The organism is Pseudomonas sp. MWU13-2862 (assembly GCF_023242495.1).
GTDB classification, from domain to species: domain Bacteria; phylum Pseudomonadota; class Gammaproteobacteria; order Pseudomonadales; family Pseudomonadaceae; genus Aquipseudomonas; species Aquipseudomonas gingeri_D.
This window is the reverse complement of record NZ_JALMEZ010000015.1, coordinates 59,687-83,533: the sequence shown is the minus strand read 5'-3', so window position 1 is coordinate 83,533 and position 23,847 is coordinate 59,687. Positions and strand designations below refer to the sequence as shown.

The following is a 23,847-nucleotide window of genomic DNA, read 5'->3' as shown; positions in this document are numbered from 1 at the left end:
AGGTCGTAGCCGCGAACGCCAACCCGTTGACCGGATACGCCAACATGCCTGAACCGACCTCGCTCTCCAGCTGGACCCGCGCCCTGCGCAAGCAGCTCGACGCCCTGGGCCTCGACAGCGCCGCCCTGTGCCACCAAGCCGGGCTCGACCCGCAATTGATGGATGACCCCAACGCCCGCTACCCACTGTCGGCCACCACCCGCCTGTGGGAGTTGGCCGTGGCCAGCAGCGGCGACCCGGCCATCGGCTTGCGGGTCTCGCGTTTTGTCAGTCCGACCACCTTCCACGCCCTCGGCTACGCACTGGTGGCCAGCGGCAGCCTGCGCGAGGTGTTCGAACGGATCGTGCGGTATCACCAAGTGGTCAGCGATGCCCTGGGATTGGAGCTCAGCCGCGAGGGCGAACGTTATCGTTTTCGCCTGCAAGTGCCGAAGGACAGCCCGGCACCGGCACCCGAAGCCATTGATGCCTTTGTTTCGATCTATGTGCGCACCTGCCGCAACCGCCTGGGCCGCGACTACGCACCGTTGGCGGTGTATCTGCGACGCCCGGAACCGGCCGATCCGACGCCCTGGCACACGGTATTCCGCGCGCCAGTGTTCTTCGCCGCCGAGGAGGACCGGTTGGAGTTCGCCTGCAGCGATTTCGACAGTCACCTGGACGACGCCAACCCGGAACTGGCCGAGCACAACGAGACGGTGCTCAACCGGACCCTGGCGCAATTGAAGCCGTTGACCTGGGAACGCCGCGTGCGTGAAGCCATCGAGGCCCAGTTGCCGGAAGGCGAACCGTCGGCGGAACGCATCGCCCAGACGCTGCACCTGAGCCTGCGCAGCCTGCAACGGCACCTGGCCGATGAAGGCGCACGCTACGACACCCTGCTCAACGAATGTCGGGAGAACCTCGCGCTGCTGCACCTGCGTGATCCGCAGTGTTCGCTGAGTGAGGTCAGCTATCTGCTGGGTTTTGCCGACACCAGCAGCTTCAGCCGGGCGTTCAAGCGCTGGACCGGGATCACCCCGGGGCAGTTTCGCGACGGGCTGCGCTGAGCCCCCTCGATGCTAGATCACCACAGGAATCTCGCTCAGCCTGGACTAACGGGGCCGTTCAGGCGCTGGCCGTAGCCCGCAGCCCTTCCAGATCGAGGATCTCGATCCCGCCATAGCTGGTGCGCAGAATCCCCTGCTGCTGGAAATCCTGGAGGATCTGGTTGGTGGTCTGGCGCGACAGCGACAACATCGCCGCCAACTGCTCCTGGGACACCTCGAGCAATTGCCGTGAACGGTTCAATTCCCCATAGCCTTCGGCAATCAATAACAGCCGATGCGCCAGGCGCGCCGGTGCCGGCATCAGGCTCAACTGTTCCAGGCCGATAAAGGTCAGGCGCAGTTTCTGACTCATCAGCAGGGCGAACTGCCGCCAGTATTCCGGGTGTTCGTCGAGCAACTTGAGCAACACGTCCTGGGGCACCTGCAACAGGATGGTATGTCCAACGGCATAAGCGTCGTGGGTCCGCGGCAGGCCATCGAACAGGGAAATCTCGCCGAACCAGTAAGGCAGCTCCATCACCCCGAGCAAGGCTTCCTTGCCCTTCTCGCTGACGGCACCGACCCTGACCGACCCCTCCAGCACCGCGTACAGCCCGCACGGCGGATCGCCGCGCTGGAACAGGCGCTGGCCAGGCGTCAGGCGTCGGCCCTTGGCGGCGGCGAGCAGGCTATCCTGCAAGTGAGCGGGCAGATGGTTGAACCAGTGTCCGGTCAGCAGGCGCGAGCGCCAGGCAGATACATCCATGAGAACTCCGAGACAATTGTCGTGTAGCTGACAGAGTAAAAATTTCACGCAGGGCATGATCCCATCACCCTACAGGAGGAATAACAATGAAAAACCTCGTCGAGCATCTCAGTCAATACGCGGACTATCACCGTGACCCGCGCAATATCGCCAGCCACTTCATCGGCATTCCCCTGATCGTGGTCGCCGTGGCGGTGTTGCTGTCACGGCCGCAATGGCCGGTGGCCGGGCTCGGGATCAGTCCCGCGGTGCTTCTGGCGGTGGTCTCGGCGGTGTTTTATCTGCGCCTGGAACTGGCCCTCGGACTGCTGATGACGGTGCTGCTCAGCCTATCCGTTTGGGTGGGCCAAATCCTTGCGGCGCAGGGCACGCTGGCGTGGTTGGCGAGCGGAATCGGCCTGTTCGTGATCGGCTGGGCGATCCAGTTTGTCGGGCATTACTACGAAGGGCGCAAGCCGGCGTTTGTCGACGATCTCAGCGGGCTGATCGTCGGGCCGTTGTTCGTGGTGGCGGAGCTGTTGTTTTTGCTCGGGCTGCGGCAAGGCCTCAAGCATGAGATCGAGGCGCGGGTGGGGGCGGTGCGGTTGCGGGAGAAGCGGACGGCCGTTTGAAATAGCCGGCGCCTGTAAAGGCCTCTTCGCGGGCAAGCCCTGCTCCTACAGTCTTCTGTCGTTCACTCATTTTGTGTACGACACGACACTGTAGGAGCAGGGCTTGCCCGCGAAAGGGCCCTCAAGACCACCAAAAGCTGCGCTGGTAAGCCAGGCGCCTACGGGGTCCGTCGTGCCCTTAGAGACTCGCCTGCTTCTGCCAGACCTTGGGCTTGAAGAACAAGGTCTCCCCCCTCGCCAGGCCGATCAGGCTGTCGTGGTCCTTCACCACTTCGGCTTCGATCAGTTCGCTCTGGCCTTCAACCTTCAAGGTCACCCGGGTCGTCGCGCCCAGCGGACGGATATCACGTACCTCGGCCGCATGGTGGTCTTCCAGTTCATGGCGCGACAGCGACACTTCATGGGGCCGGAACAGCACATGCTGGTCGTCCCCCAGGTGCAGGCGGTTGGAATCACCGAGGAAGTGATAAACGAAATCGCTGGCCGGATTCTCATACACCTCGCCCGGAGAGCCGATCTGCTCGATCACACCCTTGTTCATCACCACGATACGGTCGGCGACTTCCATCGCTTCTTCCTGGTCGTGGGTCACGAACACCGAGGTCAGGTTGATGTCTTCGTGCAGCCGCGCCAACCAGCGCCGCAGCTCCTTGCGGACCTTGGCATCCAGCGCGCCGAAAGGCTCATCCAGCAGCAGCACCTTGGGCTCCACCGCCAAGGCCCGAGCCAGGGCGATCCGCTGGCGCTGGCCACCGGACAACTGCTCCGGGTAACGGTCGGACAGCCAGTCGAGCTGCACCATATTCAGCAGTTCATGGACCTTGACCGCGATCTGGCTTTCATTCGGACGCTGGTTCTTCGGCTTCATACGCAGGCCGAAGGCGACGTTGTCGAACACCGTCATATGACGGAACAGCGCGTAGTGCTGGAACACGAAACCGACGTTGCGATCCCGCACATCATGGCCGGAGACGTCTTCGCCATGGAACACGATGCTGCCTTCGTCCGGGGTTTCCAGCCCGGCGATGATCCGCAACAGGGTGGTCTTGCCGCAACCGGACGGGCCGAGCAGCGCCACCAGCTCACCGCTGTGGATATCCAGGTTGATGCGGTCCAGGGCCTTGAAGGCGTTGAAGTTCTTGCTGACATTACGGACTTCGATCGACATGACTTATTCCTCCGCCGCAGCGGCGCGCAGGCGGTTGATTCGGTTTTCGCTCCACTGCTTGAGCAGCAGGATGAAGAGCGCCAGGATCAGCAACAGGCTCGCCACGGCGAACGCGGCCACGTGGTTGTATTCGTTGTAGAGGATCTCGACGTGCAGCGGCAGGGTATTGGTCACCCCGCGAATGTGCCCGGAGACCACCGACACCGCACCGAACTCGCCCATGGCCCGGGCGGTACAGAGCACCACGCCGTAGATCAGGCCCCACTTGATGTTCGGCACGGTGACATGCCAGAACATCTGCCAGCCGTTGGCGCCCAGCAGGCGCGCGGCCTCTTCTTCCTGGGTGCCCTGCTCCTGCATCAGCGGGATCAGCTCACGGGCGACGAACGGCACGGTGACGAAGATGGTCGCCAGGACGATGCCCGGAAGAGCAAAGACAATCTGGATATCGTGATCCGCCAGCCATGGGCCAAAGAAGCCCTGGGCGCCGAACATCAATACATAGACCAGACCGGCGATCACCGGCGAGACCGAGAACGGCAGGTCGATCAGCGTCACCAGGATGCTTTTGCCGCGGAACGAGTACTTGCTCACGCACCAGGCGGCGCTGACCCCGAACACCACGTTGAGCGGCACCGAAATCACCACGGCGATCACCGTGAGCTTCAACGCCGACAACGCATCGGGCTCAAGGATCGCGCTGAAGAACGCGCCGAGGCCATTCTTCAAGCCCTGGGACACCACGATAAACAGCGGCAGCAGCAGAAACAGGAAGAACACCAGCCAGCCAAGGCTGATCAGGATACGTCGCGACACGGCGCTGCCACGACGGGCGGCGTTGGCCGAGGACGCGGCGGAAATAGACGATTGGGACATGTTCCGCGCCTCCTTATGGGTGTTCGATGCGCCGCTGCAGCAAGTTGATCAGCAGCAGCAGGACAAAGGAAACCACCAGCATCATCACGCCGATGGCGGTGGCGCCGGTGTAGTCGTACTGGTCGAGCTTGACCATGATCAGCAGCGGCAGGATCTCGGTCTTCATCGGCATGTTGCCGGCGATGAAAATCACCGAGCCGTACTCACCGACACCCCGGGCAAAGGCCAGGGCAAAACCGGTCAGCCAGGCGGGCAGCAGCGCCGGCACCAGGATGTAGCGGAACACTTGCAAGGGCTTGGCCCCCAGGCAGGCAGCGGCTTCTTCGATTTCCCGGGGGATATCGGCCAGCACCGGCTGCACGGTACGCACCACGAACGGCAGCGTGACGAAGGTCAGCGCCAGGGTGATGCCCAAAGGGGTGTAGGCGATCTTGAAACCGAGGTCGGCGGCGAACTGCCCCACCAGGCCTGTCGGCGTGTATAGCGCGGTCAGCGCGATACCGGCCACGGCGGTGGGCAGGGCAAACGGCAGGTCGATCATCGCATCGATGATCTTGCGGCCGGGGAAGGTATAGCGCACCAGCACCCAGGCCAGCAGCGTACCGATGATGCCGTTGATGATCGCGGCGTACAGCGCGGTACCGAAACTCAGCTTCAGCGCTGCAACAACCCGTGGTGCCGAGATGATCGCCCAGAACTGATCCCAGGTGAGTTGGGCGGCATGCACGAACATCGCCGCCAGGGGGATGAGCACAATCAGGCTGAGGTACACCAAGGTGTAGCCCAGCGTCAGCCCGAAGCCGGGTATGACGGGGGAGATACGACGTGACATAAAAGTCCTTGGTTAACGGAACTGACACGCAAAGCCCGCAGGTGAATGCGGGCTTTGTGCTGGCTGCTTAATTCACGGTTTATTGCGCCGTGTAGATCTGGTCGAACACGCCACCGTCATTGAAGAACTTCGGTTGGGCAGTTTTCCAGCCGCCGAAGTCTTTGTCGATAGTCACCAGGTCCAGTTTCGGGAACTGCTGTGCGTATTTGGCGGCGATCTTCTCGTCACGTGGACGATAGAAGTTCTTCGCCGCGATCTCCTGGCCAGCCGGGCTGTACAGGTGCTTGAGGTAGGCGGTGGCTATCTCGGTGTTGCCCTTTTTCTCGGCGTTCTTGTCGACCACGGCCACGGGTGGCTCGGCGAGGATCGACAGGGACGGCACGACGATATCGAACTTGTCGGCGCCGCCGTCTTCCTTCAGGGCCAGGAAGGCTTCGTTTTCCCAGGCCAGCAGCACGTCACCCTGACCGTTGTTGACAAAGGTGATGGTCGAGCCGCGAGCGCCTGTGTCGAGGACTGGCACGTGCTTGAACAGCTCTTTCACGTATTCCTGGGCCTTGGCTTCGCTGCCGCCGGCTTTCAGGCCGTAGGCCCAGGCGGCGAGGAAGTTCCAGCGCGCACCGCCGCTGGTTTTCGGGTTCGGGGTGATCACCGAGACGTCTTTCTTGACCAGGTCGCCCCAGTCCTTGATGCCTTTGGGATTGCCCTTGCGCACCAGGAAGACGATGGTCGAGGTGTAGGGGGTGCTGGCGTCCGGCAGGCGTTTTTGCCAGTCCGCGGGCAGGGTCTTGCCGAGCTTGGCGATTTCGTCGATGTCGCCGGCCAGGGCCAGGGTCACCACGTCGGCGCGCAGGCCGTCGATCACGGCACGGCCTTGCTTGCCCGAACCGCCATGGGATTGCTGGATCTTCACGTTGTCGCCGGGGTGGGCCTGCTTCCAGAAGCTGGTGAATTCGGCGTTGTAGTCCTGGTACAGCTCACGGGTCGGGTCGTAGGACACGTTGAGCAGCTCGTAATCCTTGGCAACGGCGGAACCGGCAAACACGGCACTGGCGAGCGCAGCCAGGGCGTAACGGCGAATCGACGACATGGTGAAGCTCCCGAAAATTTTGGTGTATTGGCTTTTTCTTATGGCGCTTGCGGCCCGCATTCGGGCTCGAACGCTCTGGTTTTGACTGGGGGTCATGAATGAGATGACGCCCGCAGGTGAACAGTCGGGCCTCTGAACGATCAGAGGAAGACGCGGGGGTCAGCTGGGTTTGGTGCCCGGATTTTGCAGACGGAATTTTTCCTTGCGTTCGATCTGGACCACTTGCGCGTTGTGGACCGTGATCTCGACGGCACCGAAACGCAGATCGCGCAAGGCGCTCTGGATCTCACGCAGAATGGTTGCTTCGTCCTGGCCGTCAACGCTACGCAGAGATGCGCTCATGGTCGTGCTCCTGAAATGAGAGTTGCCCCGGCAGTGGGGCACTGCTTGTGGCGTGAGGGCAATCTTAGACAGGCGAAGTTATTCTTAAAAATACTATTTAAGAATTTTAATATAACCAAATGCCATTATCAGGAGTGGCGCGGGCTGTAGCGGGTGTACGCCTTGGCGCAGACGCGAGATGAACCTCTTGTGGCAAGCCCGCTCGCCACAAGACTGCGTTCGACCTGAAGCCCGAGTGCGTCAGGGGATGGCAGGCGCACGCTGCCAATCGAGCTGATCCGCCGGCATCGGCCGTCCGAACCAGTAGCCCTGCCCCAGGTCGCAGGACTGATCGAGCAGGAAACGTGCCTGATCGGCCTGCTCGATGCCCTCGGCCTGGACCTGCATGCCCATGCTCTGCGCCAGGGCGATGACCACCCGGACAATCGCCGCATCGTCTTCGTCCCACGGCAAACCGGCGACAAAACCCTGGTCGATCTTGAGTTTCTGCACCGGCAGCCGCTTGAGCCGCAGCAGCGAGGAATACCCGGTGCCGAAATCATCGATCGCCAGGCTCACGCCCAACTCGCGCAAACGATGCAGTTGTTCCAACGCCACCTCGGGGTCGTCCATCACCGCGCTTTCGGTCACTTCCAGTTCCAGCAGCGCCGGGTCCAGCCCGGTGTCATCCAGCACCTTCGCCACCTGCTGGTACAACTCGCGACGGGCAAACAGACGACTGGAGACGTTCACCGCGATAAACGACAGCTCCACACCCTCCTGCAACCACTGGCACATCTGCCGACAGGACTGCTCCATGACCCAGGCATCGATCTCGGCGATCAGCCCGGTGCGCTCGGCAATCGGAATGAATTCGCCAGGCGACACCAGCCCACGCTGCGGATGCTCCCAGCGCACCAGGGCCTCGACCCCGATCAGCCGGCTGTTGCTCAGGTCATGCACCGGCTGGTAATAGACCCGCAACTCGTCCTGCTCCAGCGCCCGGCGCAACTCACCGGCCATTTCCACCCGATGCTGGGCGTGGGCGGTCAGTTCTTCGGTATACAAAGCATAACCTTCGCGCCCCGCGCTCTTGGCCTTGAACAAGGCCGAGTCGGCATTGCGCAGCAATTGCTCGGCATTCAGCGAATCGCTGGGGAACAGGCTGATACCGATACTGGCGCTGATGAACAATTGATGCCCGTCGAGCTGGAACGGCTCCTTCAAACCCTCGATCACCCGCTGCGCCAGGGCCGCCGCCTGCACCACCTGCGGGCAGTTCTCCGCCAGCACGGCGAACTCGTCACCGCCCAGGCGGGCCAGGCTGATCCCGCTGCCAAAGAGGTGCTGCAGGCGCTCGCCGACCGCCTTGAGCAACTGGTCGCCAACATTGTGGCCGAGGCTGTCGTTGATGATCTTGAAGTGATCCAGGTCGATCAGCAGCAAGGCACAACCGCGCTTGTGCACCTGCGCCGAGGCCAGTGCCTGGGAGGCGCGGTCGGTGAACAGCAGGCGATTGGGCAGGCCGGTCAGGGGGTCGTAGTTGGCCAGTTGCGCCAACTCGTGCTGCGAGTCCTTGATCGCACTGATATCGGAAAACACCGCGACATACTGGCTGAGCTGGCCAAAATCGTCGCGAATCGCGCGGATCGTCTGCCATTGCGGGTAGATTTCGCCGCTCTTGCGCCGGTTCCAGATCTCGCCGCTCCACTCGCCGGTGGCGTCCAGCGTCTGATAGACCTTCTGGTAAAACTCCGCCGAATGCCGACCGGACTTGAACAGGTTCGGCCGCTCTCCCAGCACCTCGGCTTCCTGATAACCGGTAATGGCGACAAAGGCGCGGTTGACGTGGACGATCAAGCCGTCCTTGTCGGTGACCAGCACGCCCTCGCGGGTGCAATCGAACACCGCGGCCGCCTGTCGCAAGCGCTCGCGATCCTCGGACCCGGGCTTCAAGTCCGGGACGGCCTGGCCGAAACGCTGGTAACGGGCATGAATCAGGAAAATCAGCACGGCGCTGACACTCACCCACAGGTAACCGCGAACGATCTGCCACTGCACCAACTGTTCAGGGTCATCGAAAAAGCTGCTCAACAGGCGTTGGCTGAGCTGGATCCAGAGGACCGACAGCAACAGGTACAACAGGCCTGACCTCAGAGCATTACGAGTTGAAATCGACATAAACAGTGCTAAATCCCTCTAGAAACGCCAAATTGCCCTACAAACTGGCCGGAATTATAGAGTAAGAAACATCCCGCCACTCTTATCTGAAACAGCGACTGGTTTTCTCTGTGGGCTCGGTGATAATGCACGGGCTGTTCTTTACTTTTTCGAGGGCCATACAGCCTATGTGGTACAACGGTTTTCTTGACCTGTCAGCCTGGCAAACAGTGGCGGTCACCCTGTTGATGACCCACGTGACCATTGTCGGCGTCACGGTCTATCTGCACCGCTATTCGGCCCACCGCTCCCTGGAGCTCAATGCTGGCCTGAAACACTTCTTCCGTTTCTGGCTGTGGCTGACCACGGCACAGAATACTCGCGAGTGGACGGCTATCCACCGTAAACATCACGCAAAATGTGAAACCGTCGACGATCCCCACAGTCCGGTGATCCTCGGCCTGTCCACGGTCCTGCGTACCGGTGCCGAACTGTACCGGGCCGAGGCCAGCAATCCCGAGACTTTGCGCATCTACGGCAAGAACTGCCCGGACGACTGGCTCGAGAACAACCTCTACTCGCGCTACAAGCTGCTCGGCATCGCCATCATGGCGGTGATCGACCTGCTGCTGTTCGGCGCCATCGGCATCACCGTCTGGGCCATCCAGATGATGTGGATTCCGTTCTGGGCCGCCGGCGTGATCAACGGCCTGGGCCATGCGATCGGCTACCGCAACTTCGAATGCCGTGATGCCGCCACCAACCTGGTGCCCTGGGGCATCCTGATCGGCGGCGAAGAGCTGCATAATAACCACCATACCTATCCCAACTCGGCCAAGCTGTCGGTCAAGAAGTGGGAATTCGACCTGGGCTGGGCCTGGATCAAGGTCTTCAGCTTCCTGGGCCTGGCCAAGGTACAGCGGGTCGCCCCCATCGCCCACCGGGTCGAAGGCAAGGGTCACCTGGACATGGACACCGCCATGGCGATCCTCAACAACCGCTTCCAGATCATGGCCCAGTACCGCAAGCTGGTGATCGCACCGCTGGTGCAGCAGGAGCTGGCCAAGGTCGATCATTCGGTCCGCCACCAGTTCCACCGCGCCAAGCGCTTGCTGTCGCGGGAAACCAGCCTGCTCAGCGAAAATCACCAGGTGCGCATCGAAACCATGCTCGCCCACAGCCAGGCACTCAAGGTAATTTACGAGAAACGCCTGGCCCTGCAACAGATCTGGGTCAAGACCAGCTCAAATGGCCATGACATGCTCGCCGCGATCAAGGATTGGGTCCACGAAGCCGAAGCCAGCGGCATCCAGTCGTTGCGTGACTTTGCCGACCAGTTGAAAACCTACTCGCTACGTCCCTCGGTCGCCTGACACCGTTGATCGGCGCGCCCTCCCGCCAGGGCGCGCCGAACGGAACTTAGCGGCCCTGGCCCTATCTCAAAAGCACGTCGCCATCCCGGCGGGCCGTAGCGTGGCCGTGCCGCCATAACGGTCGGCACGCCCTGTGAGATGAGTGCCGATGGTCAACAAGAACTCAAAACCGCCTTCCCTCCCACAGTGGCCAAAAGCCGCTGAAACCCTGTTGGCCCTGATGCACGCCCAGGCCGAAGTCGCACGCCTGGGCGAACGCGAACAACTCTTCAGCTCGCTGCTGGTCAGCGTCAATGCGGTGCTCTGGGCCCTGGACTGGAACAGCCAGCAGATGCTCTACGTCAGTCCCGCCTACGAGCGGATCTTTGGCCGCTCGGCCGGCCTGCTGCTGGCCGACTACAGCGAATGGCGCAACAGCATCTACCCCGACGATCTCGACTACGCCGAACGCAGCCTGGCCCAAGTGCTGGAAAAGGGTTCGGTGGAAGACCGCGAGTACCGCATCATCAGCGCTGACGGACAGATCCGCTGGCTCAGCGACAAATGCTTTATCAGTCGCCACGCCGAGCCGGGCCAGCGGGTGATCGTGGTCGGTATCGCCGAGGACATCACCGAGAAGAAAGCCCTGGAAGACGAGTTGCAGCGCCTGGCCACCACCGATGTGCTGACCGGCAGTAGCAACCGCCGGCACTTCTTCGACAGTGCCCATCGCGCCTTCGAAGAAGCCCGCTTGCAGGACTCGCCCCTGGCGTTCCTGCTGCTGGACATCGATGACTTCAAGCAGATCAACGACACCTACGGTCATCCCGAAGGCGACGTGGTGTTGCAACGGATCGCCGAGACCGGGCGCGGGGCCTTGCGGATGGGCGATCTGTTCGGACGCATTGGCGGTGAGGAGTTCGCCGCACTGCTGCCCGGTTGCGCACCGGAGATGGCCCTGCAGATCGCCGAGCGCTTGCAACGGGAGATCCAGCGCCTGAGCTTCAACCACGACGGCAAGGGCTTCGGCGTCACCGTCAGCCAGGGCCTGACCAACCTGACGCCGCAGGACGAAACCCTCGACCCGCTGTTCGCCCGGGCGGACAGCGCCATGTACCAGGCCAAGCGCCAGGGCAAGAACCAGATCGTATTGGCGTAGAGACGATCAGTTCTTGCGCAAACGCATCAGCTCCGGCAAGCCGACCTTGAGCAAACGCGCCGTGCGGCTCTTGGCGATTTCTTCGACGCCCTCGTGGGGCGTCAGCCGTGCCATCTGCGCCGCCAGGCTCATCACCAGGGCCTCGCGCGAGTAAACCCCGCCACCGAGCTGGTAGACCGCCGCAATCAGCTCCCGCAGCTCCAGCGGCAGGCGCCAGCGCGTGCGCAGCGCCGAACCGAAGGCAGCCCCAAAGGCATAGAGCGATTCACCGATCAGTTCATCATCCAGCTCACCACCGGCGCTCAACCATTCCTGCAGACAACGCAGCAAAGCCAGGTCACCCAGGCGATGCAACAGGCCCGCGCAGTAACAACGCTCGTGATCCAGATCGAGCAAGCGCGCCAGGGAGTGGCCGTATTCGGCCGTGTGCAGCGACAGATTCCAGTAGCGTTCGGCGTAGTCGCCCAGGGCCGCATCACTGAGCCGGGCGCTGCGCTTGAGGGTCAGGCCGAGGATCAGGTTCATGCTCTGCGCCGCGCCAAGCCGCTGCAATGCCTGGGCCAGGGTCTGCACCCCGCTGCCGTGATGCTGGGCCGCACTGTTGGCGGCGGCGATCAGCACAGCCGTGATTTGTGGGTCGGTGCGAATTTCCTGCTCCAACACCTTCAAGTCGAGGCCACCGGGATTGAGGCTGCGATTGACCGCCACCTGCACGTCGGCCATCAACGGCGCGCCGTCCGACTCCTCGCGGCGTCGTTCGAGAAACTTCGCCACGGTCATGCCCGGCGCCAGGGCCGGAATTTCGCACGAGACCGCCTGCCCGGCGTCCAGCAGCAGATCCTGCAGGCGCTGGGTCAGGCTTTCCATATTCAGGGGTTTGGTCAGGTAGGCCGTCGGTTGCAGCGGAAGGATTTCCCGCACGCTGGCCACGTCATTGCGCGAGCCCACCAGAATGAACGGCAGTAGTGGCGTGCGCTTTTTCTGGCGCAGACCGCGCAGCAGGCTCAGGCCATCGACACCCGGCAACTCCCAGTCGGCGATCACCAGGTCGAACGCCCGTTCGCTGAGCAACTCGAGCGCGTGGTGACCGTCGGCACAAATTTCCAGTCGAGCATCACAACGCACGTTCAACAGCACCTGCTTGAGCAGGTCCCGTGACCAAGGCTCCGCCTCGGCAATCAACACACGGGGTACAGCGGGTAGATCCACAGCGGTCATCAAGCACTCTCCGAGAGCAATCCTGACACATTAGTCAATACGCACAGGCAGATACAGCCAAAAGCCACTCTTGCGATCTCATAAAACAAAAAAACCCGCCGGAGCGGGTCTTTTTGTCTATCGCGTCACAACTCAGGCGAGTTCGGCGAAGCACTCTTCGATGATTGCCAGGCCTTTGTCCAACTGCTCGTCCGGCGAGGTCAGTGGAACCAGTACGCGCAATACGTTGCCGTAGGTACCGCAGGACAGCAGGATCAGACCCTTGTCACGGGCCTTGGCCACGACCTGGGCCACAGCCGCTGCGTTCGGCTTGTGGCTGTCGCCGCCTTCGAACAGCTCGACCGCGATCATCGCGCCCAGGGCACGCACTTCACCGATCACCGGGTACTTGGCCTGAATCGCTTTCAGACCGGTCACCAGGCGCTCGCCGACCGCTTTGCAGCGATCCAGCAGGTGCTCTTCCTCGAACACTTCCATCACGGCCAGGGCCGCGGCGCAAGCAATCGGGCTACCGGCGTAGGTGCCGCCCAGGCCGCCGGGAGCGATGGCGTCCATGTATTCGGCCTTGCCGCAGACACCGGCCAGCGGGAAGCCGCCAGCGATGGATTTGGCGAAGGTGGTCAGGTCGGCGGCAACGCCCATCTGTTCCATGGCGAAGAAGGTACCGGTACGACCGGCGCCGGTTTGCACTTCGTCGGCGATCAGCAGGATGCCGTGCTGGTCGCACAGGGCACGCAGGCGCTTCATGAATTCTTTTGGCGCGACGTAGAAACCGCCTTCGCCCTGGACCGGCTCGATGATGATTGCAGCGATATCACGGGGCTCGGCATCGTTCTTGAAGATGCGTTCGATGCTGGCGATGGAGTCGTCGATGCTCACGCCATGCAGTTCGTTCGGGTACAGCGCGCGGAAGATGCCACCAGGCATCAGGCCCATGCCGGCCGAGTAAGGCACGACTTTACCGGTCAGGCCCAGGGTCATCATGGTGCGACCGTGGTAGGCACCGGTAAAGGCGATCACGCCGGCGCGGCCAGTGGCGGCACGGGCGATTTTCACGGCGTTTTCCACGGCTTCGGAACCGGTGGTGACCAGCAGGGTTTTCTTGGCGAAATCACCCGGGACCTTGGCGTTGATTTTTTCGCACAGCTCTACGTAGGGTTCGTAGGCCAGGACCTGGAAGCAGGTGTGAGTCAGCTTGTTCAACTGCTCGGTCACGGCGGCGATGATTTTCGGGTGCAGGTGACCGGTGTTCAGCACGGCGATACCGCCGGCGAAGTCGATGAACTCACGACCTTCAACGTCGGTCACGGTGGCGTTCTTCGCGTGGTCGGCGAAGATCGGATGGATCTGGCCGACGCCGCGGGGTACAGCGGCTTCGCGGCGTTTCATCAGGGATGCGTTGGTCTTGCTCATGGTGTCCTCATTCACCGCTCATCGGGCGGCGTGGTTCAAGGATGACGCGGCAGGGAGGCACTGCACCAGCATACGATGATCGACTGGTACAGCGTTCCGGCCACACTGAAGTGTCGTTTGAAACGCGACAGGAGCAGCGCTCTCGTGCCCCTCTCGCTGAACCACCTGACCGGGTTAGATGCCCAGGCAGAGATATTTGATTTCCAGGTAGTCTTCGATGCCGTACTTGGAGCCTTCACGGCCCAGGCCCGAGGCCTTGATACCGCCGAACGGCGCGACTTCGTTGGAGATCAGCCCGGTGTTGACACCGACCATGCCGTATTCCAGGGCCTCGGCCACACGGAACACACGGCCCAGGTCACGGGCGTAGAAGTAGGAAGCCAGGCCGAACTCGGTGTCGTTGGACATCGCGATCACTTCGGCTTCGTCCTTGAAGCGGAACAGCGGCGCCAATGGACCGAAGGTTTCTTCCTTGGCCACGGCGGCGTCCTTGGAGACGTTGACCAGGATGGTCGGCTCGAAGAAGTTGCCTTCGATGGACTTGCCGCCGGCCAGCAGGGTCGCGCCTTTGCTCAGGGCGTCGGCGATGTGTTCCTGGACCTTGGCCACCGCCTTCTCGTCGATCAGCGGGCCGGTGGTGGTGCCTTCGTCCAGACCGTTGCCGATCTTGAGTTTGGCGACCGCCACTTTCAGCTTCTCGGCGAACGCGTCGTAGACCGAATCCTGGATGTACAAGCGGTTGGCGCAGACGCAGGTCTGGCCGTTGTTGCGGTACTTGGAAATGATCGCGCCTTCGACGGCCTTATCCAGGTCCGCGTCGTCGAACACGATAAATGGCGCGTTGCCGCCCAGTTCCAGGGAAACCTTCTTGATGTCCTTGGCGCATTCGGCCATCAGTTGGCGACCGATCTCGGTCGAGCCGGTGAAGGACAGTTTGCGCACGATCGGGTTGCTGGTCAGCTCGCTGCCGATATCGCCGGCACTGCCGGACACCACGCTGAACACGCCTTTCGGGATACCGGCACGCTGGGCCAGTTCGGCCAGGGCGAAGGCCGAGAACGGGGTTTGCGAAGCGGGCTTGAGCACCATGGTGCAACCGGCGGCCAGGGCCGGGCCGGCTTTACGGGTGATCATCGCGGCCGGGAAGTTCCACGGGGTGATGGCGGCGGTGACACCGATCGGCTGCTTGATCACGATCAGGCGCTTGTCCGGCTGGTGGCCGGGAATCACATCACCGTAGATGCGCTTGGCTTCTTCGGCGAACCATTCGATGAAGGAAGCGGCGTAGACGATTTCGCCCTTGGCTTCGGCCAATGGCTTGCCTTGTTCGAGGGTCATCAGGCGGGCCAGGTCGTCCTGGTTCTCGATGATCAGCTCGTACCAGCGACGCAGTTTGTTCGCACGCTCTTTGGCGGTCAGGGCACGCCAGGCCGGCAGGGCCTTGTCAGCGGCTTCGATGGCGCGACGGGTTTCGGCGGCGCCCATCTTCGGCACGGTCCCCAGGATTTCGCCCGTAGCCGGGTTGTTGACCTTGATCGTCTGACCATTGTCCGCATCGACCCAAGCCCCATCGATATAGGCTTGCTGGCGGAACAACTGGGTGTCTTTGAGCTGCATGTAGGCTTTCCTTAACAGCACCGCGCTGATGCGCAGCGAATTATTGATTGTAGAAAGGCGCCTTGGAGGCTGCCGTCAGGAAATTCATTCACCGGGCCGAAGCACATAAATAGCGCACATGAGATTGCCGTGCGGTTCAGCACCCAGACAAGAGCGTTTGAAATCTCAAACGAATCCTAGGATCAATGGGGGTAAAGGACAATAGTCTGTTCGAAAAAAAGAACGAAAATGGCGCTTTTGCCGGGTTTTTCTGATCAACGTGAAGTCAGGGCCTTCGCGATGTCCCTGGAAATCGCGAAGGCGGCGATTACCAGGCGGACGGCTCGAACCGAGGCGGGCCGGGGCCATGAGCACGGAAAACCGAAGAAGAGAATTTCCCGACAAAACCTGAATGGACGCCCCGAGCCGACATGGGTATGATGTCGCCCGCATAAGCACCAGTAGCTCAGCTGGATAGAGTACTGCCCTCCGAAGGCAGGGGTCGTGGGTTCGAATCCCGCCTGGTGCACCATCTGCAAACAAAAATGCCTCGAATCGTTGATTCGGGGCATTTTTGTTTGCAGGTCCGGTTCTGACCGAGGCAGCCACTAAATCAGGCCCTCCGATATCGCACCGAAGCACAGTCGGAAATCAAACCTTACTGATAGTCCGCCGCAGGCCCGCTCCCTCGGGCTGTTCGTCTAAAGACATACCTTCCGGTCAAATGAGCGCTTTTTCCCAGCTCCCTGAATCTACTGGGTTTTAAGGCTTTCCTCGGTGACTCTGGGCACTTCAGTCAAATGGCCGTCAAATGACTTCCCAAGCTTGTCCCACCTCGAACTTAACCTGGAGGGTATGGGGGTCGACCACTACTGGCAGCGGCATGCCGGTAAGCAGAAAAATCCAGGCAATAAAAAACCCCTGAGCAGTCTCAGCACCAAAGCGCATCAACCGAGAGGGGCCGTGTTAAGGACGATTATAAAGGCTAAAGCCCTCCCGGCAACAACCATGGCCGCAGCCCTCTGACCCCCTAGACCACCCGAGTAAAATACACCGTGACCTGCCCGGTATCCCCCGAGCGCTGCAGCCCCGCGATCAGCTTCACCAGGCGCCCCTGCTCCATGGCCTCCTTGACCGGCTTGAGCAGCGCGCGCTGACCCAGCGGCCTCAAATCGAAATGTCGGTTGAACCAGCCATCCGTCAACTGTCGGGGGCCCCCTTGGTAGCGGGTCATGGGTATCGAACGCTTGTCGGTCCATTTGAGCATGATGTAGTAGAGATGCTCCGAGTTCGGGTGAGTACAGAACAGGTTGACCGTATTGAAGGACTGGGATTTCGGGACCTCGGTCACGACAAAGCCATGACGATGCAAGATGTCGATCACGGCGTTCTCGCTGTTCGAGGCCAACTCGGCAATACGGGCCGCCCCCCTGGCGTCGAAAAGCCGGGGATTAACGGCCTGGGGCGGATCGAAGTCCAACCGGGAAAAGCCCCCTGTATCGGCCGCACCACCGATGCGCAGGTAAGTCTGTCCCAGGGGCCGGGCATCGAGTTCGCGCAGCAGCACATCCATGCGCACGCCCCGCGAGCTCCAGGCTTCCTGCGTGCGTTTGAGCGCGACCATCCGGGTCGCCGTGGCCGACGAATACTCCATATCGGTTCGCTCGATCAACCGACGGGCCGTCTTGCGCAGGCTCACCGGCGTCATGCCCGCCAGGGGTTGCGCCAGGGACTGCTCCAGAGGCTCGTTGAACAAGGCGGAACGTACTGTCCAGCTCTGGCTGCGCGGATCAAAAGTAGCCGGCACCGGCTGTTCGTCCAGGCGCGTCCACCAAAGGTTGAAGTCGGCCTCGGCATGGGCAGACAACGGAACGGGACGTTTCAGAAAAACGATATCGGGGTGAACCCCGGAACCATCGGGAAGCAGTTCGAAATAACGATCATCGATCTTCAGCAGTCGAACGTGTTCAGCCCCCCGCCGTGCATACAGCCCCCGGCTCGCCGACAACTCCACGACCTGGTCGCTTTCCAGGACCAATCCCCGAGTCCTCCAATCCGCGGGCAACACGGCCGGCCGGCGGGTCATCCATTCCAGTTGCAGCACGGGCGCACCGGCGGACTCCGGCAACGCAGGCCGCGTCCAGGGTTGCCACATCGCGCGACTGGGACCCGGCTGCGGCTCGGGCGCATCGGCGCGCAACAGGTGTTCGCCCGGCTCGCGGATATACAGAATCAGCTCATTGTCCTGTACGGTGGTTTTCTTCAAGCGCAAGGCACTCTCGCCCTTCGGCCGGTAGACCTCGTAGCTGGTGCTACCGTCGGTGATGAACTGCACGCCGTTTTTCGCGTAGCTGCCGGCATTGGCCGGACCGTGCAGGGCCACCGCATCGTCGGGGGTCATCTTCGCGTCATAGCCGGGGAGCAGGGGTTTGGGTTTTGGGGCAACCTTCGTTTTCAGGGCTATCGCGCCTTTGTGAAACAGGCTCTGCCGACGATCAAGGGTCCGTAAGGCCGCACGCGACCAGCCCCCATGACCGACCCGTAACGGCCGGGAAGCCACGCCGGCGCCCTTGCTCAACGGGTAGAAGGTCAGCACGGCGTCGACCAACGTCATATGGGCCGCCTTGAAAAGCTCGAGGGCATCGCGCGGATCACCGCTGCGGTGAAATCGACGCAACGCCACGGCCGTCTCCCGGACATTGACCCCAATACTGACGACGGGCACCACCGACAACACCCTGAGCCAGTAGGCCGAGCGCTGTTCGCGTTCATGCAACTCGCGCAGCTGGGATAATTGTCGAGCCGAGTTCGAGACTGTCCGGGCCCGTTGCTGCGCCCGCAGGACAAAGGAATGCGCCAGCACCAACGACAGGTCCCAGCGTTGGCTTTTCCTGAGCCGCAACCAGCGTCCGGGATTTTCGGCGATTTCGCGCCTGACCTCCTTTTCCAACGCCGCGGAATCCGGCACGGGTTGCTCCGGCTCGCTCGTCCACCAGCTCTTGATGGCCTTGAACAGCAAAGTGGGTTTGACCATGGCAATCGGACCTGCCCCCAAAGGCGTCAGGCCGATTGGCCGCCGATCATCGCGCGCAGGCGCCAGGAGCCTTGAGCGCAGCGCCTCCGGGTCTTGCTCGGTGGGATAAACCTCGATGACTTCTGCCTCCCAACCGGCCGCCAGCCTTTGCACAATATCCGCCACCCGCTGCGGCGCCCGCTCGATATTGACCAGTGCCCGTTGCGCCGTCGCCAGGTCGGTGTGCTCGGTCAGTACCTGCTCATGGGGAGCGCCCGGCAAATAGATGAGCGTTCTTGCAGAAACCTTGTCGTGGATGGCCACGGCATTGCCCACATGCCGAGCCCAGGCAAAACCCCGGCCGGCGAAGGTGACAAAGTACAATTCGAGTTCAAGGCGCTCGGTGCGCAGGTCGGCGGCAGACTCCGCATTCAGGGCCCTCTCGAAAGTCTCGGCGGCCCAGTCGCTGAGCCCCTGTTGCCGAGCGCTGAACAATTCCATTCGGGCCCGCTGCCTGACCAGCCGATACAACAGCACCTGATCGAACGCCCGTAGCGGCTCGAGCCTAGGATCATCGACGCCGTAAAAAGCCCGTTGGATCAGGCCGTCGTAGTGGCCGCCAAGATCGAGTGCCGAAATCGTCGCCATCAGATAATCCGGCGTCAGTCGCTGTTGCCAAGTGCGATCCAGTATTCGTCCATGCTGCAACCGACGTTTGGTCGCGGGCGCTTGCGGATCGAGGTTTTCCAGGGCCAGGCGCAAGAAGCTGTAGGTCGTGCGCCCCTCGCTGACCACCGTCTTCGGGCCCGCCTCGCCCACCGTGCGTTCAGGATGCCCGGCCCACACCCGCTCGACGCTGTCGGGAAGGTCGAACAGCGGCTTGTCGATATCCAGTTCCGGGTAAAAACCATCGCGCTTGAGCTGCTCGATAATGCTCTCCCGGGCAAAGTCGTCCAGGTCCGGTAGCTGGCGTTTCAGCTTGAGCTCCAGGGCATGCATATTTCTCTGATAGCGGGCCAACAGTCGCGCGTACTGCTGGCGGACCGGGCGGGCTGCCGTCGGCAGCCAGTCGGGAAGACCCTGTGCCTGCACCGCACCGAGCCGTAGCAGCGCAATATTGTCCAGCGCGCGCTCGCGGGCATCGTGATCCGGAACGCCCAGGTTCTCCTCCAATTCATGGGCCAGCAGTTGCAGGGAACTGTGGGCGTCGCCAATTTCAGAGAACGGCCGCAAACCGCTCTCGACCAACCGGCAGACCCGCAGGTGATCCTGGATCTGTTGCTGGAGTCCCTGTTGCAGGGCATCCCCTTCAATCGCTTGATAGTGGATGGGAATCCGCTCACCGCCGGGCCTCCCTCGCACCCAGCGACGTGCCTCGCCACGCCGGTCCCGGGCAATCAACGGCCAGAGACTTTCGCACTCCGGACTGCGCAAGCTGACGTCCAACTGTTGCGAAAGACTGTCGAGGGTCAGGAAGCGTTGCAGTCCGCCCAGCCGCCCCGGCACAAACAGCAGTGCCGATACGCTCGAGCGCGGATCGGCCAGCGCAGCTCGGGTACCGATGACGCAAGCGCCCGTCAGCGACCACCCTGAGTCAAGCGGCCCCAGGCTGATCGCGACGACTTCTGTCTCATTGCCCATACGCACGTCCGCCAACGCCTGTGGCAGCACATCAAGCACCCGCGCCAGTTCCTCCTGATCAATCATCCCGAGCTGATGCTGCATCTTCGCCTCGTGCAACAGTCCCTGCCAGCGCCCCTTGAGCAACTTGTCTGGAAGATCGTCCCCCGCCCGATCCCGGGTGTTCCAGAATTCGGACTGGCCGTATCGGTCCCTGCCCTGAAGCAGGCCCTGGACATAAACCAGCTGTTGTCGCCAAAGGGCGTGGCGTGTCAACAACTCGCTATAGGCCAGCGTGTCGCGTCCGGGGTCCTGTTCATCGAGCAGCTTGAGGAGACCAAGCTCCTGCTGCCGAACCTTGCCCTGGCGCAGGCGCACGGGAAGATCAGCGTCCAGGCTGCCGAAGCTGATTTCCAGCCTCCGACGACGCTCATCATGTCGAAGCCTTTGTGCAAGCATCGTCCTCAGGGGCGGCAAGCCAGTCAGCGCCGTGCGCGACTCCTGCATGGCGTCCACCGCCTGCAGCGGCGTCAGGCGCCCGACATCGACCACCCCATCGGGCAGCATATACGCCCTGTTGAGCAACAACGCGGCGGCCCACTCGTTGGCCAACTGGGTATCCAGCCGGCTCAGGGCGCTGTGGGCCAGGGCATCGCCGCCGAGCTCGGTTCCCCCCTGGAAACGGTAGGCCAGGGCTGGGCCATCCGGTTGGGAGAACAGTTGATGGCGCTCCTGCAACGCGAGCAACTGCCAAGGCCGATAATTGCCCGGCGCGTTGAACAGCTCCTCAAGCCCGCGCTGCATCTCAGCGTGGCTGTCAAACTCGAAAAACTCCTCAGCCCCCCCAGGCACGAAGATCACCTGCCGCCCCCGCTCGGCACTACCGGAACCCCGCAGGTGCAAAGCACCGCTCAAGGCCACCGTCGCCGAATCCTTGCCGGGCCAGACCAGCTCCGACACCCTGAGTCGCCCCCAGCGGCCGCCGGCAAGCGCCCGCGCTTGCGGGGTCGGCGCATCCAGCAGGCCCATCAGCATGCTGAACCCAGCGGCGGACAAGGCATCGGTGCCATAGGCCAACAGGGCCTTGTCGTGAAACAGCAGCTTGTGCAGCTCGACCAGGCGCTCGCGCCGTGAGAGAGGGCTATCACAAGCCGGTTCATGCCAATAACCACGCAGGGCCGTGTCGAACCTGGACGACAGCCCCAAGCGCTTCAGACGTGCCAACACCTGCTCCGGGTCCAGCGCCAAAAGCCGCTCCGGCTCGCCGGCCAGACTCAGGCGCACGGCATGACCCGGCACCAGGGAGAGGAACGGATTGCGCAACAGCGACATCGCCACCTGCGCAAGGGTCTGAGCCGTTTGCCCGTCGCCGGAACGCAATGGCGGGGTGAACAACAGCTGGTGCGGATCGTGCCCAAAGACTTCGGTCAGAATCTGCTTGAGCAGCACACTGATACACGGCGCTTGCGCGAAGAGCTTCCTGAGTTGGTGCTGGCTATCGAGCCCACGCACCAGCGCCGCCTGGAACCGGTTGAGCAACAGGCTGGGGCGCTCCGCGGCCGCAATACGTTCGCCGAGTTTCTCAGCGAGACGCTCCAGGGCGGCGCCACGGGGATCGGGTAAAACCGCTGCCGATTCGACGGCCTCCCCGGGAGGGTCCGCTACGGAGGTTTTCATGGGATTTCCCTTGTTCCATGGAAAAAGGGAAAAGCGTAGAACGCGGCACCGCGTGCTCGTGCACTAGATAGTTAAGGCACGGACCGGCGCTACAGCGCCGGGCGGTTGCCGTCATCCTCCGACGGCAGCTGGATGACCTGGGGCGCGGACAGCGGCGGCTCCTGCGGTTCAACGCGATACAGCGGCGTAATCACTTCAAGCACCCCGCCATGCTCATCGTGGTGCACGATCATCGTCGCCGACTGGCGCATCCGCGCGAAGTTGTCCTCGCTGAGCTTGAAACTGCGGCTCAAGCCCTCATCCCCGACCACCGGCGCGGGCAAACGGCGCCGACTGAAACCACGGCTCTTGCGCTGCTGATAACGCGCCCAGGCAATCAATACCGCCGCATTCAACAGGCCGACCCACAGATAAACCTCCAGGGTATTGAGGGCGTCGAAGAACGAGATATCGATCCGCGGCCCCGTATGCCCGTCGAACAATGGCAGCAACCCCTGGATAAGCAGATACCACAAACCGATCCAGGCCAGTATGGTCAGGACCACATCGACTACCCGCATGAGCGGCCGCTGACGGGTTCTGATGATTTTCATGAGCGCACCTTCTGCTTGTCGTCATTGACGGGCTTGATCCCCCGATCCGGACTGACCCAACGCGCCCGCTTGCGACTCTGGCCGAACAGCACCCGGGGAAAGCTGACCAGGGTGGTGACGAAGCTCATCAGCCAGAACGCCAGCGGGTACCAGACCACCCAGAACATGATTTTCCAGAGGTCTTTTTCGTAGCGACGGTCGATCAGTACGCTGACCGCGAACTGCCCCAGGCAGACCATCGCCAGCAGCAACCCGGTAAAGGCTGGCGGCACGATGCGGTGCACGGCAATCGAAGGCGGCAACTCGACGAACAGGCCCACGCCGTAGAAGAGAATCGACAACAGGAAAGTGAACGCCCAGCCGGTCGACAGGCAGTACTCGAACAACAACGGCCACAGGTAACGATGGTTCCACTGCCAGATGCCGCGGATGTTCTTGAACAACACTTCGGCGCCGCCCTGGGCCCAGCGCAACCGCTGTTTCCACAGCCCACGCAGGGTCTCCGGCATCAGTATCCAACAGAGTGCCCGTGGCTCGTAGAAAATGCTCCAGTGATCCAGTTGCAGCTTCCAGCTGATATCGATGTCTTCGGTGATCATGTCCGGGCTCCAGTAGCCCACCCGGTCCAGCGCCGTACGGCGGAAGGCGCAGATCACCCCGGAGATGGTGAAAATCCGCCCGAAGACCCGCTGCGTGCGCTTGATCAAACCGATGATCGAAGAAAATTCACCGACCTGGACCCGCCCGACCAGGGTCGAGCGGGTGCGGATCCGCGGGTTGCCGGTCACGGCACCCAGGCGGGCGTTCTCCAGCATCGGCGCCACCAGGTAGGCCGCCGTGTGCGGTGCCAGCAAGGCGTCGCCATCAATGCACACCAGATACTCGCTGCGGGCCGCCACGGCGCCCATGCGCAGGGCCACCGCCTTGCCCTGGTTCTGTGCCAGGTGAATCACCCGCAAGCGCGGGTCGAGCAGCGCCAGGCCATCGAGCAACTGACCGGTGTTGTCCTTGGAGCCGTCATTGATGGCGATCACTTCGATGTTCGGGTAATGCTGGGCCAATGCAGCCTCGATGGTTTCGCCGACATTCGCCCCTTCGTTGAAGCAAGGGATCAGGATCGAGATCAGCGGCTCACCCGCCAGTGCCGGCGGCAGGGTATCGGCTTCCCAGGGCCAGCGACGTTCCCAGTGCAACCAGAAGTACAGGCCGCCGGCCATCCACAACCCCGACATGAACAACGGGTAGAAAAACACGAAGTCCATCAGGAATTGCCCGGTCACCAGGAAAATCACGCCGAGGGGAACCCCCAGGACGAGCGCCAGGACGATCAGTGCCAGGATTCGATCCATCATGA

17 protein-coding genes and 1 tRNA gene are annotated in these 23,847 nt (G+C 62.2%); 5 read left to right on the top strand and 13 right to left on the bottom strand.

The genetic code is table 11. From position 1 onward, the window contains the following. The first annotated feature begins 44 nt into the window (after positions 1-44). Positions 45-1,049, top strand: a complete 1,005-nt coding sequence (locus M5C56_RS24925; RefSeq protein ID WP_103499033.1) for an AraC family transcriptional regulator — start codon at positions 45-47, stop codon at positions 1,047-1,049. Positions 1,050-1,107: 58 nt separating this feature from the next. Here the strand turns inward: M5C56_RS24925 and M5C56_RS24920 are convergent, their stop codons facing one another. Continuing rightward, on the bottom strand, positions 1,108-1,794 hold the full coding sequence (locus tag M5C56_RS24920; protein ID WP_103499032.1) for a Crp/Fnr family transcriptional regulator: 687 nt from the start codon (positions 1,792-1,794) through the stop codon (positions 1,108-1,110). Positions 1,795-1,880: 86 nt separating this feature from the next. Here M5C56_RS24920 and M5C56_RS24915 point away from each other — a divergent pair, with 86 nt between their 5' ends. Continuing rightward, positions 1,881-2,405 carry an Mpo1-like protein gene (locus M5C56_RS24915; RefSeq protein WP_103499031.1) on the top strand — a complete coding sequence of 175 codons (525 nt, stop codon included), beginning with the start codon at positions 1,881-1,883 and terminating at the stop codon, positions 2,403-2,405. 178 nt (positions 2,406-2,583) lie between these two features. On the opposite strand, the gene M5C56_RS24910 is transcribed toward M5C56_RS24915, so the two are convergent. From M5C56_RS24910 to dibA, 6 genes are all read right to left on the bottom strand, one after another. After that, entirely contained in the window at positions 2,584-3,573 is a 990-nt protein-coding gene (locus tag M5C56_RS24910) for a sulfate ABC transporter ATP-binding protein (RefSeq protein WP_103496011.1), read from the bottom strand. A gap of 3 nt (positions 3,574-3,576) precedes the next feature. Next, a complete protein-coding gene (gene cysW / locus M5C56_RS24905) occupies positions 3,577-4,449 on the bottom strand; it encodes a sulfate ABC transporter permease subunit CysW (protein WP_103496012.1) in 873 nt (290 codons plus the stop codon). 13 nt (positions 4,450-4,462) lie between these two features. Beyond that, the gene (gene cysT / locus M5C56_RS24900; protein WP_103496013.1) at positions 4,463-5,281 is read right to left on the bottom strand and encodes a sulfate ABC transporter permease subunit CysT; all 819 of its coding nucleotides are present in this window, start codon (positions 5,279-5,281) and stop codon (positions 4,463-4,465) included. A gap of 79 nt (positions 5,282-5,360) precedes the next feature. Further along, positions 5,361-6,371: a sulfate ABC transporter substrate-binding protein gene (locus M5C56_RS24895; protein WP_103496014.1), complete on the bottom strand. Its 1,011-nt coding sequence runs from the start codon at positions 6,369-6,371 to the stop codon at positions 5,361-5,363. A 159-nt stretch (positions 6,372-6,530) separates the two neighbouring features. After that, positions 6,531-6,713, bottom strand: a complete 183-nt coding sequence (gene oscA / locus M5C56_RS24890; RefSeq protein WP_094469701.1) for a sulfur starvation response protein OscA — start codon at positions 6,711-6,713, stop codon at positions 6,531-6,533. Between the two features lie 240 nt (positions 6,714-6,953). Continuing rightward, positions 6,954-8,873 (bottom strand): phosphodiesterase DibA, encoded by a 1,920-nt coding sequence (dibA, locus tag M5C56_RS24885; RefSeq protein ID WP_103496015.1) that lies wholly within the window; start codon positions 8,871-8,873, stop codon positions 6,954-6,956. Between the two features lie 167 nt (positions 8,874-9,040). Here dibA and desA point away from each other — a divergent pair, with 167 nt between their 5' ends. After that, a complete protein-coding gene (gene desA, locus M5C56_RS24880; RefSeq protein ID WP_103496016.1) occupies positions 9,041-10,225 on the top strand; it encodes a delta-9 fatty acid desaturase DesA in 1,185 nt (394 codons plus the stop codon). A gap of 148 nt (positions 10,226-10,373) precedes the next feature. Continuing rightward, positions 10,374-11,363 carry a sensor domain-containing diguanylate cyclase gene (locus M5C56_RS24875; RefSeq protein ID WP_103496017.1) on the top strand — a complete coding sequence of 330 codons (990 nt, stop codon included), beginning with the start codon at positions 10,374-10,376 and terminating at the stop codon, positions 11,361-11,363. 6 nt (positions 11,364-11,369) lie between these two features. Here the strand turns inward: M5C56_RS24875 and M5C56_RS24870 are convergent, their stop codons facing one another. The 3 genes from M5C56_RS24870 to gabD all read right to left on the bottom strand — a co-directional run bounded on the left by M5C56_RS24870 (position 11,370) and on the right by gabD (position 15,611). Next, complete coding sequence (locus M5C56_RS24870; RefSeq protein WP_103496018.1) at positions 11,370-12,581, bottom strand: HDOD domain-containing protein; 1,212 nt, start codon at positions 12,579-12,581, stop codon at positions 11,370-11,372. A 132-nt stretch (positions 12,582-12,713) separates the two neighbouring features. After that, complete coding sequence (gene gabT, locus M5C56_RS24865; protein ID WP_100942647.1) at positions 12,714-13,994, bottom strand: 4-aminobutyrate--2-oxoglutarate transaminase; 1,281 nt, start codon at positions 13,992-13,994, stop codon at positions 12,714-12,716. Positions 13,995-14,168: 174 nt separating this feature from the next. Next, complete coding sequence (gene gabD, locus M5C56_RS24860) at positions 14,169-15,611, bottom strand: NADP-dependent succinate-semialdehyde dehydrogenase (protein ID WP_100942648.1); 1,443 nt, start codon at positions 15,609-15,611, stop codon at positions 14,169-14,171. Between the two features lie 434 nt (positions 15,612-16,045). On the opposite strand from gabD, the gene M5C56_RS24855 reads away from it, so the two are divergent. Beyond that, positions 16,046-16,122: transfer RNA gene (locus M5C56_RS24855), tRNA-Arg, on the top strand. Positions 16,123-16,620: 498 nt separating this feature from the next. On the opposite strand, the gene M5C56_RS24850 is transcribed toward M5C56_RS24855, so the two are convergent. From M5C56_RS24850 to pgaC, 3 genes are all read right to left on the bottom strand, one after another. Then, complete coding sequence (locus tag M5C56_RS24850; RefSeq protein ID WP_103496020.1) at positions 16,621-21,900, bottom strand: DUF6543 domain-containing protein; 5,280 nt, start codon at positions 21,898-21,900, stop codon at positions 16,621-16,623. 89 nt (positions 21,901-21,989) lie between these two features. Then, entirely contained in the window at positions 21,990-22,493 is a 504-nt protein-coding gene (gene pgaD, locus M5C56_RS24845; protein WP_103496021.1) for a poly-beta-1,6-N-acetyl-D-glucosamine biosynthesis protein PgaD, read from the bottom strand. Beyond that, positions 22,490-23,845: a poly-beta-1,6-N-acetyl-D-glucosamine synthase gene (gene pgaC / locus M5C56_RS24840; protein ID WP_103496022.1), complete on the bottom strand. Its 1,356-nt coding sequence runs from the start codon at positions 23,843-23,845 to the stop codon at positions 22,490-22,492. Before pgaC ends, pgaD begins: the two co-directional genes overlap by 4 nt. Between the last annotated feature and the right edge of the window lie 2 nt (positions 23,846-23,847).

Excerpts from the sequence above, each read along its gene's own strand:
- M5C56_RS24925 (WP_103499033.1), top strand. The coding sequence starts at position 45 with ATGCCTGAACCGACCTCGCTCTCCAGCTGGACCCGCGCCCTGCGCAAG.
- M5C56_RS24920 (WP_103499032.1), bottom strand. The coding sequence starts at position 1,794 with ATGGATGTATCTGCCTGGCGCTCGCGCCTGCTGACCGGACACTGGTTC.
- M5C56_RS24915 (WP_103499031.1), top strand. The coding sequence starts at position 1,881 with ATGAAAAACCTCGTCGAGCATCTCAGTCAATACGCGGACTATCACCGT.
- M5C56_RS24910 (WP_103496011.1), bottom strand. The coding sequence starts at position 3,573 with ATGTCGATCGAAGTCCGTAATGTCAGCAAGAACTTCAACGCCTTCAAG.
- cysW (WP_103496012.1), bottom strand. The coding sequence starts at position 4,449 with ATGTCCCAATCGTCTATTTCCGCCGCGTCCTCGGCCAACGCCGCCCGT.
- cysT (WP_103496013.1), bottom strand. The coding sequence starts at position 5,281 with ATGTCACGTCGTATCTCCCCCGTCATACCCGGCTTCGGGCTGACGCTG.
- M5C56_RS24895 (WP_103496014.1), bottom strand. The coding sequence starts at position 6,371 with ATGTCGTCGATTCGCCGTTACGCCCTGGCTGCGCTCGCCAGTGCCGTG.
- oscA (WP_094469701.1), bottom strand. The coding sequence starts at position 6,713 with ATGAGCGCATCTCTGCGTAGCGTTGACGGCCAGGACGAAGCAACCATT.
- dibA (WP_103496015.1), bottom strand. The coding sequence starts at position 8,873 with ATGTCGATTTCAACTCGTAATGCTCTGAGGTCAGGCCTGTTGTACCTG.
- desA (WP_103496016.1), top strand. The coding sequence starts at position 9,041 with ATGTGGTACAACGGTTTTCTTGACCTGTCAGCCTGGCAAACAGTGGCG.
- M5C56_RS24875 (WP_103496017.1), top strand. The coding sequence starts at position 10,374 with ATGGTCAACAAGAACTCAAAACCGCCTTCCCTCCCACAGTGGCCAAAA.
- M5C56_RS24870 (WP_103496018.1), bottom strand. The coding sequence starts at position 12,581 with ATGACCGCTGTGGATCTACCCGCTGTACCCCGTGTGTTGATTGCCGAG.
- gabT (WP_100942647.1), bottom strand. The coding sequence starts at position 13,994 with ATGAGCAAGACCAACGCATCCCTGATGAAACGCCGCGAAGCCGCTGTA.
- gabD (WP_100942648.1), bottom strand. The coding sequence starts at position 15,611 with ATGCAGCTCAAAGACACCCAGTTGTTCCGCCAGCAAGCCTATATCGAT.
- M5C56_RS24850 (WP_103496020.1), bottom strand. The coding sequence starts at position 21,900 with ATGAAAACCTCCGTAGCGGACCCTCCCGGGGAGGCCGTCGAATCGGCA.
- pgaD (WP_103496021.1), bottom strand. The coding sequence starts at position 22,493 with ATGAAAATCATCAGAACCCGTCAGCGGCCGCTCATGCGGGTAGTCGAT.
- pgaC (WP_103496022.1), bottom strand. The coding sequence starts at position 23,845 with ATGATGGATCGAATCCTGGCACTGATCGTCCTGGCGCTCGTCCTGGGG.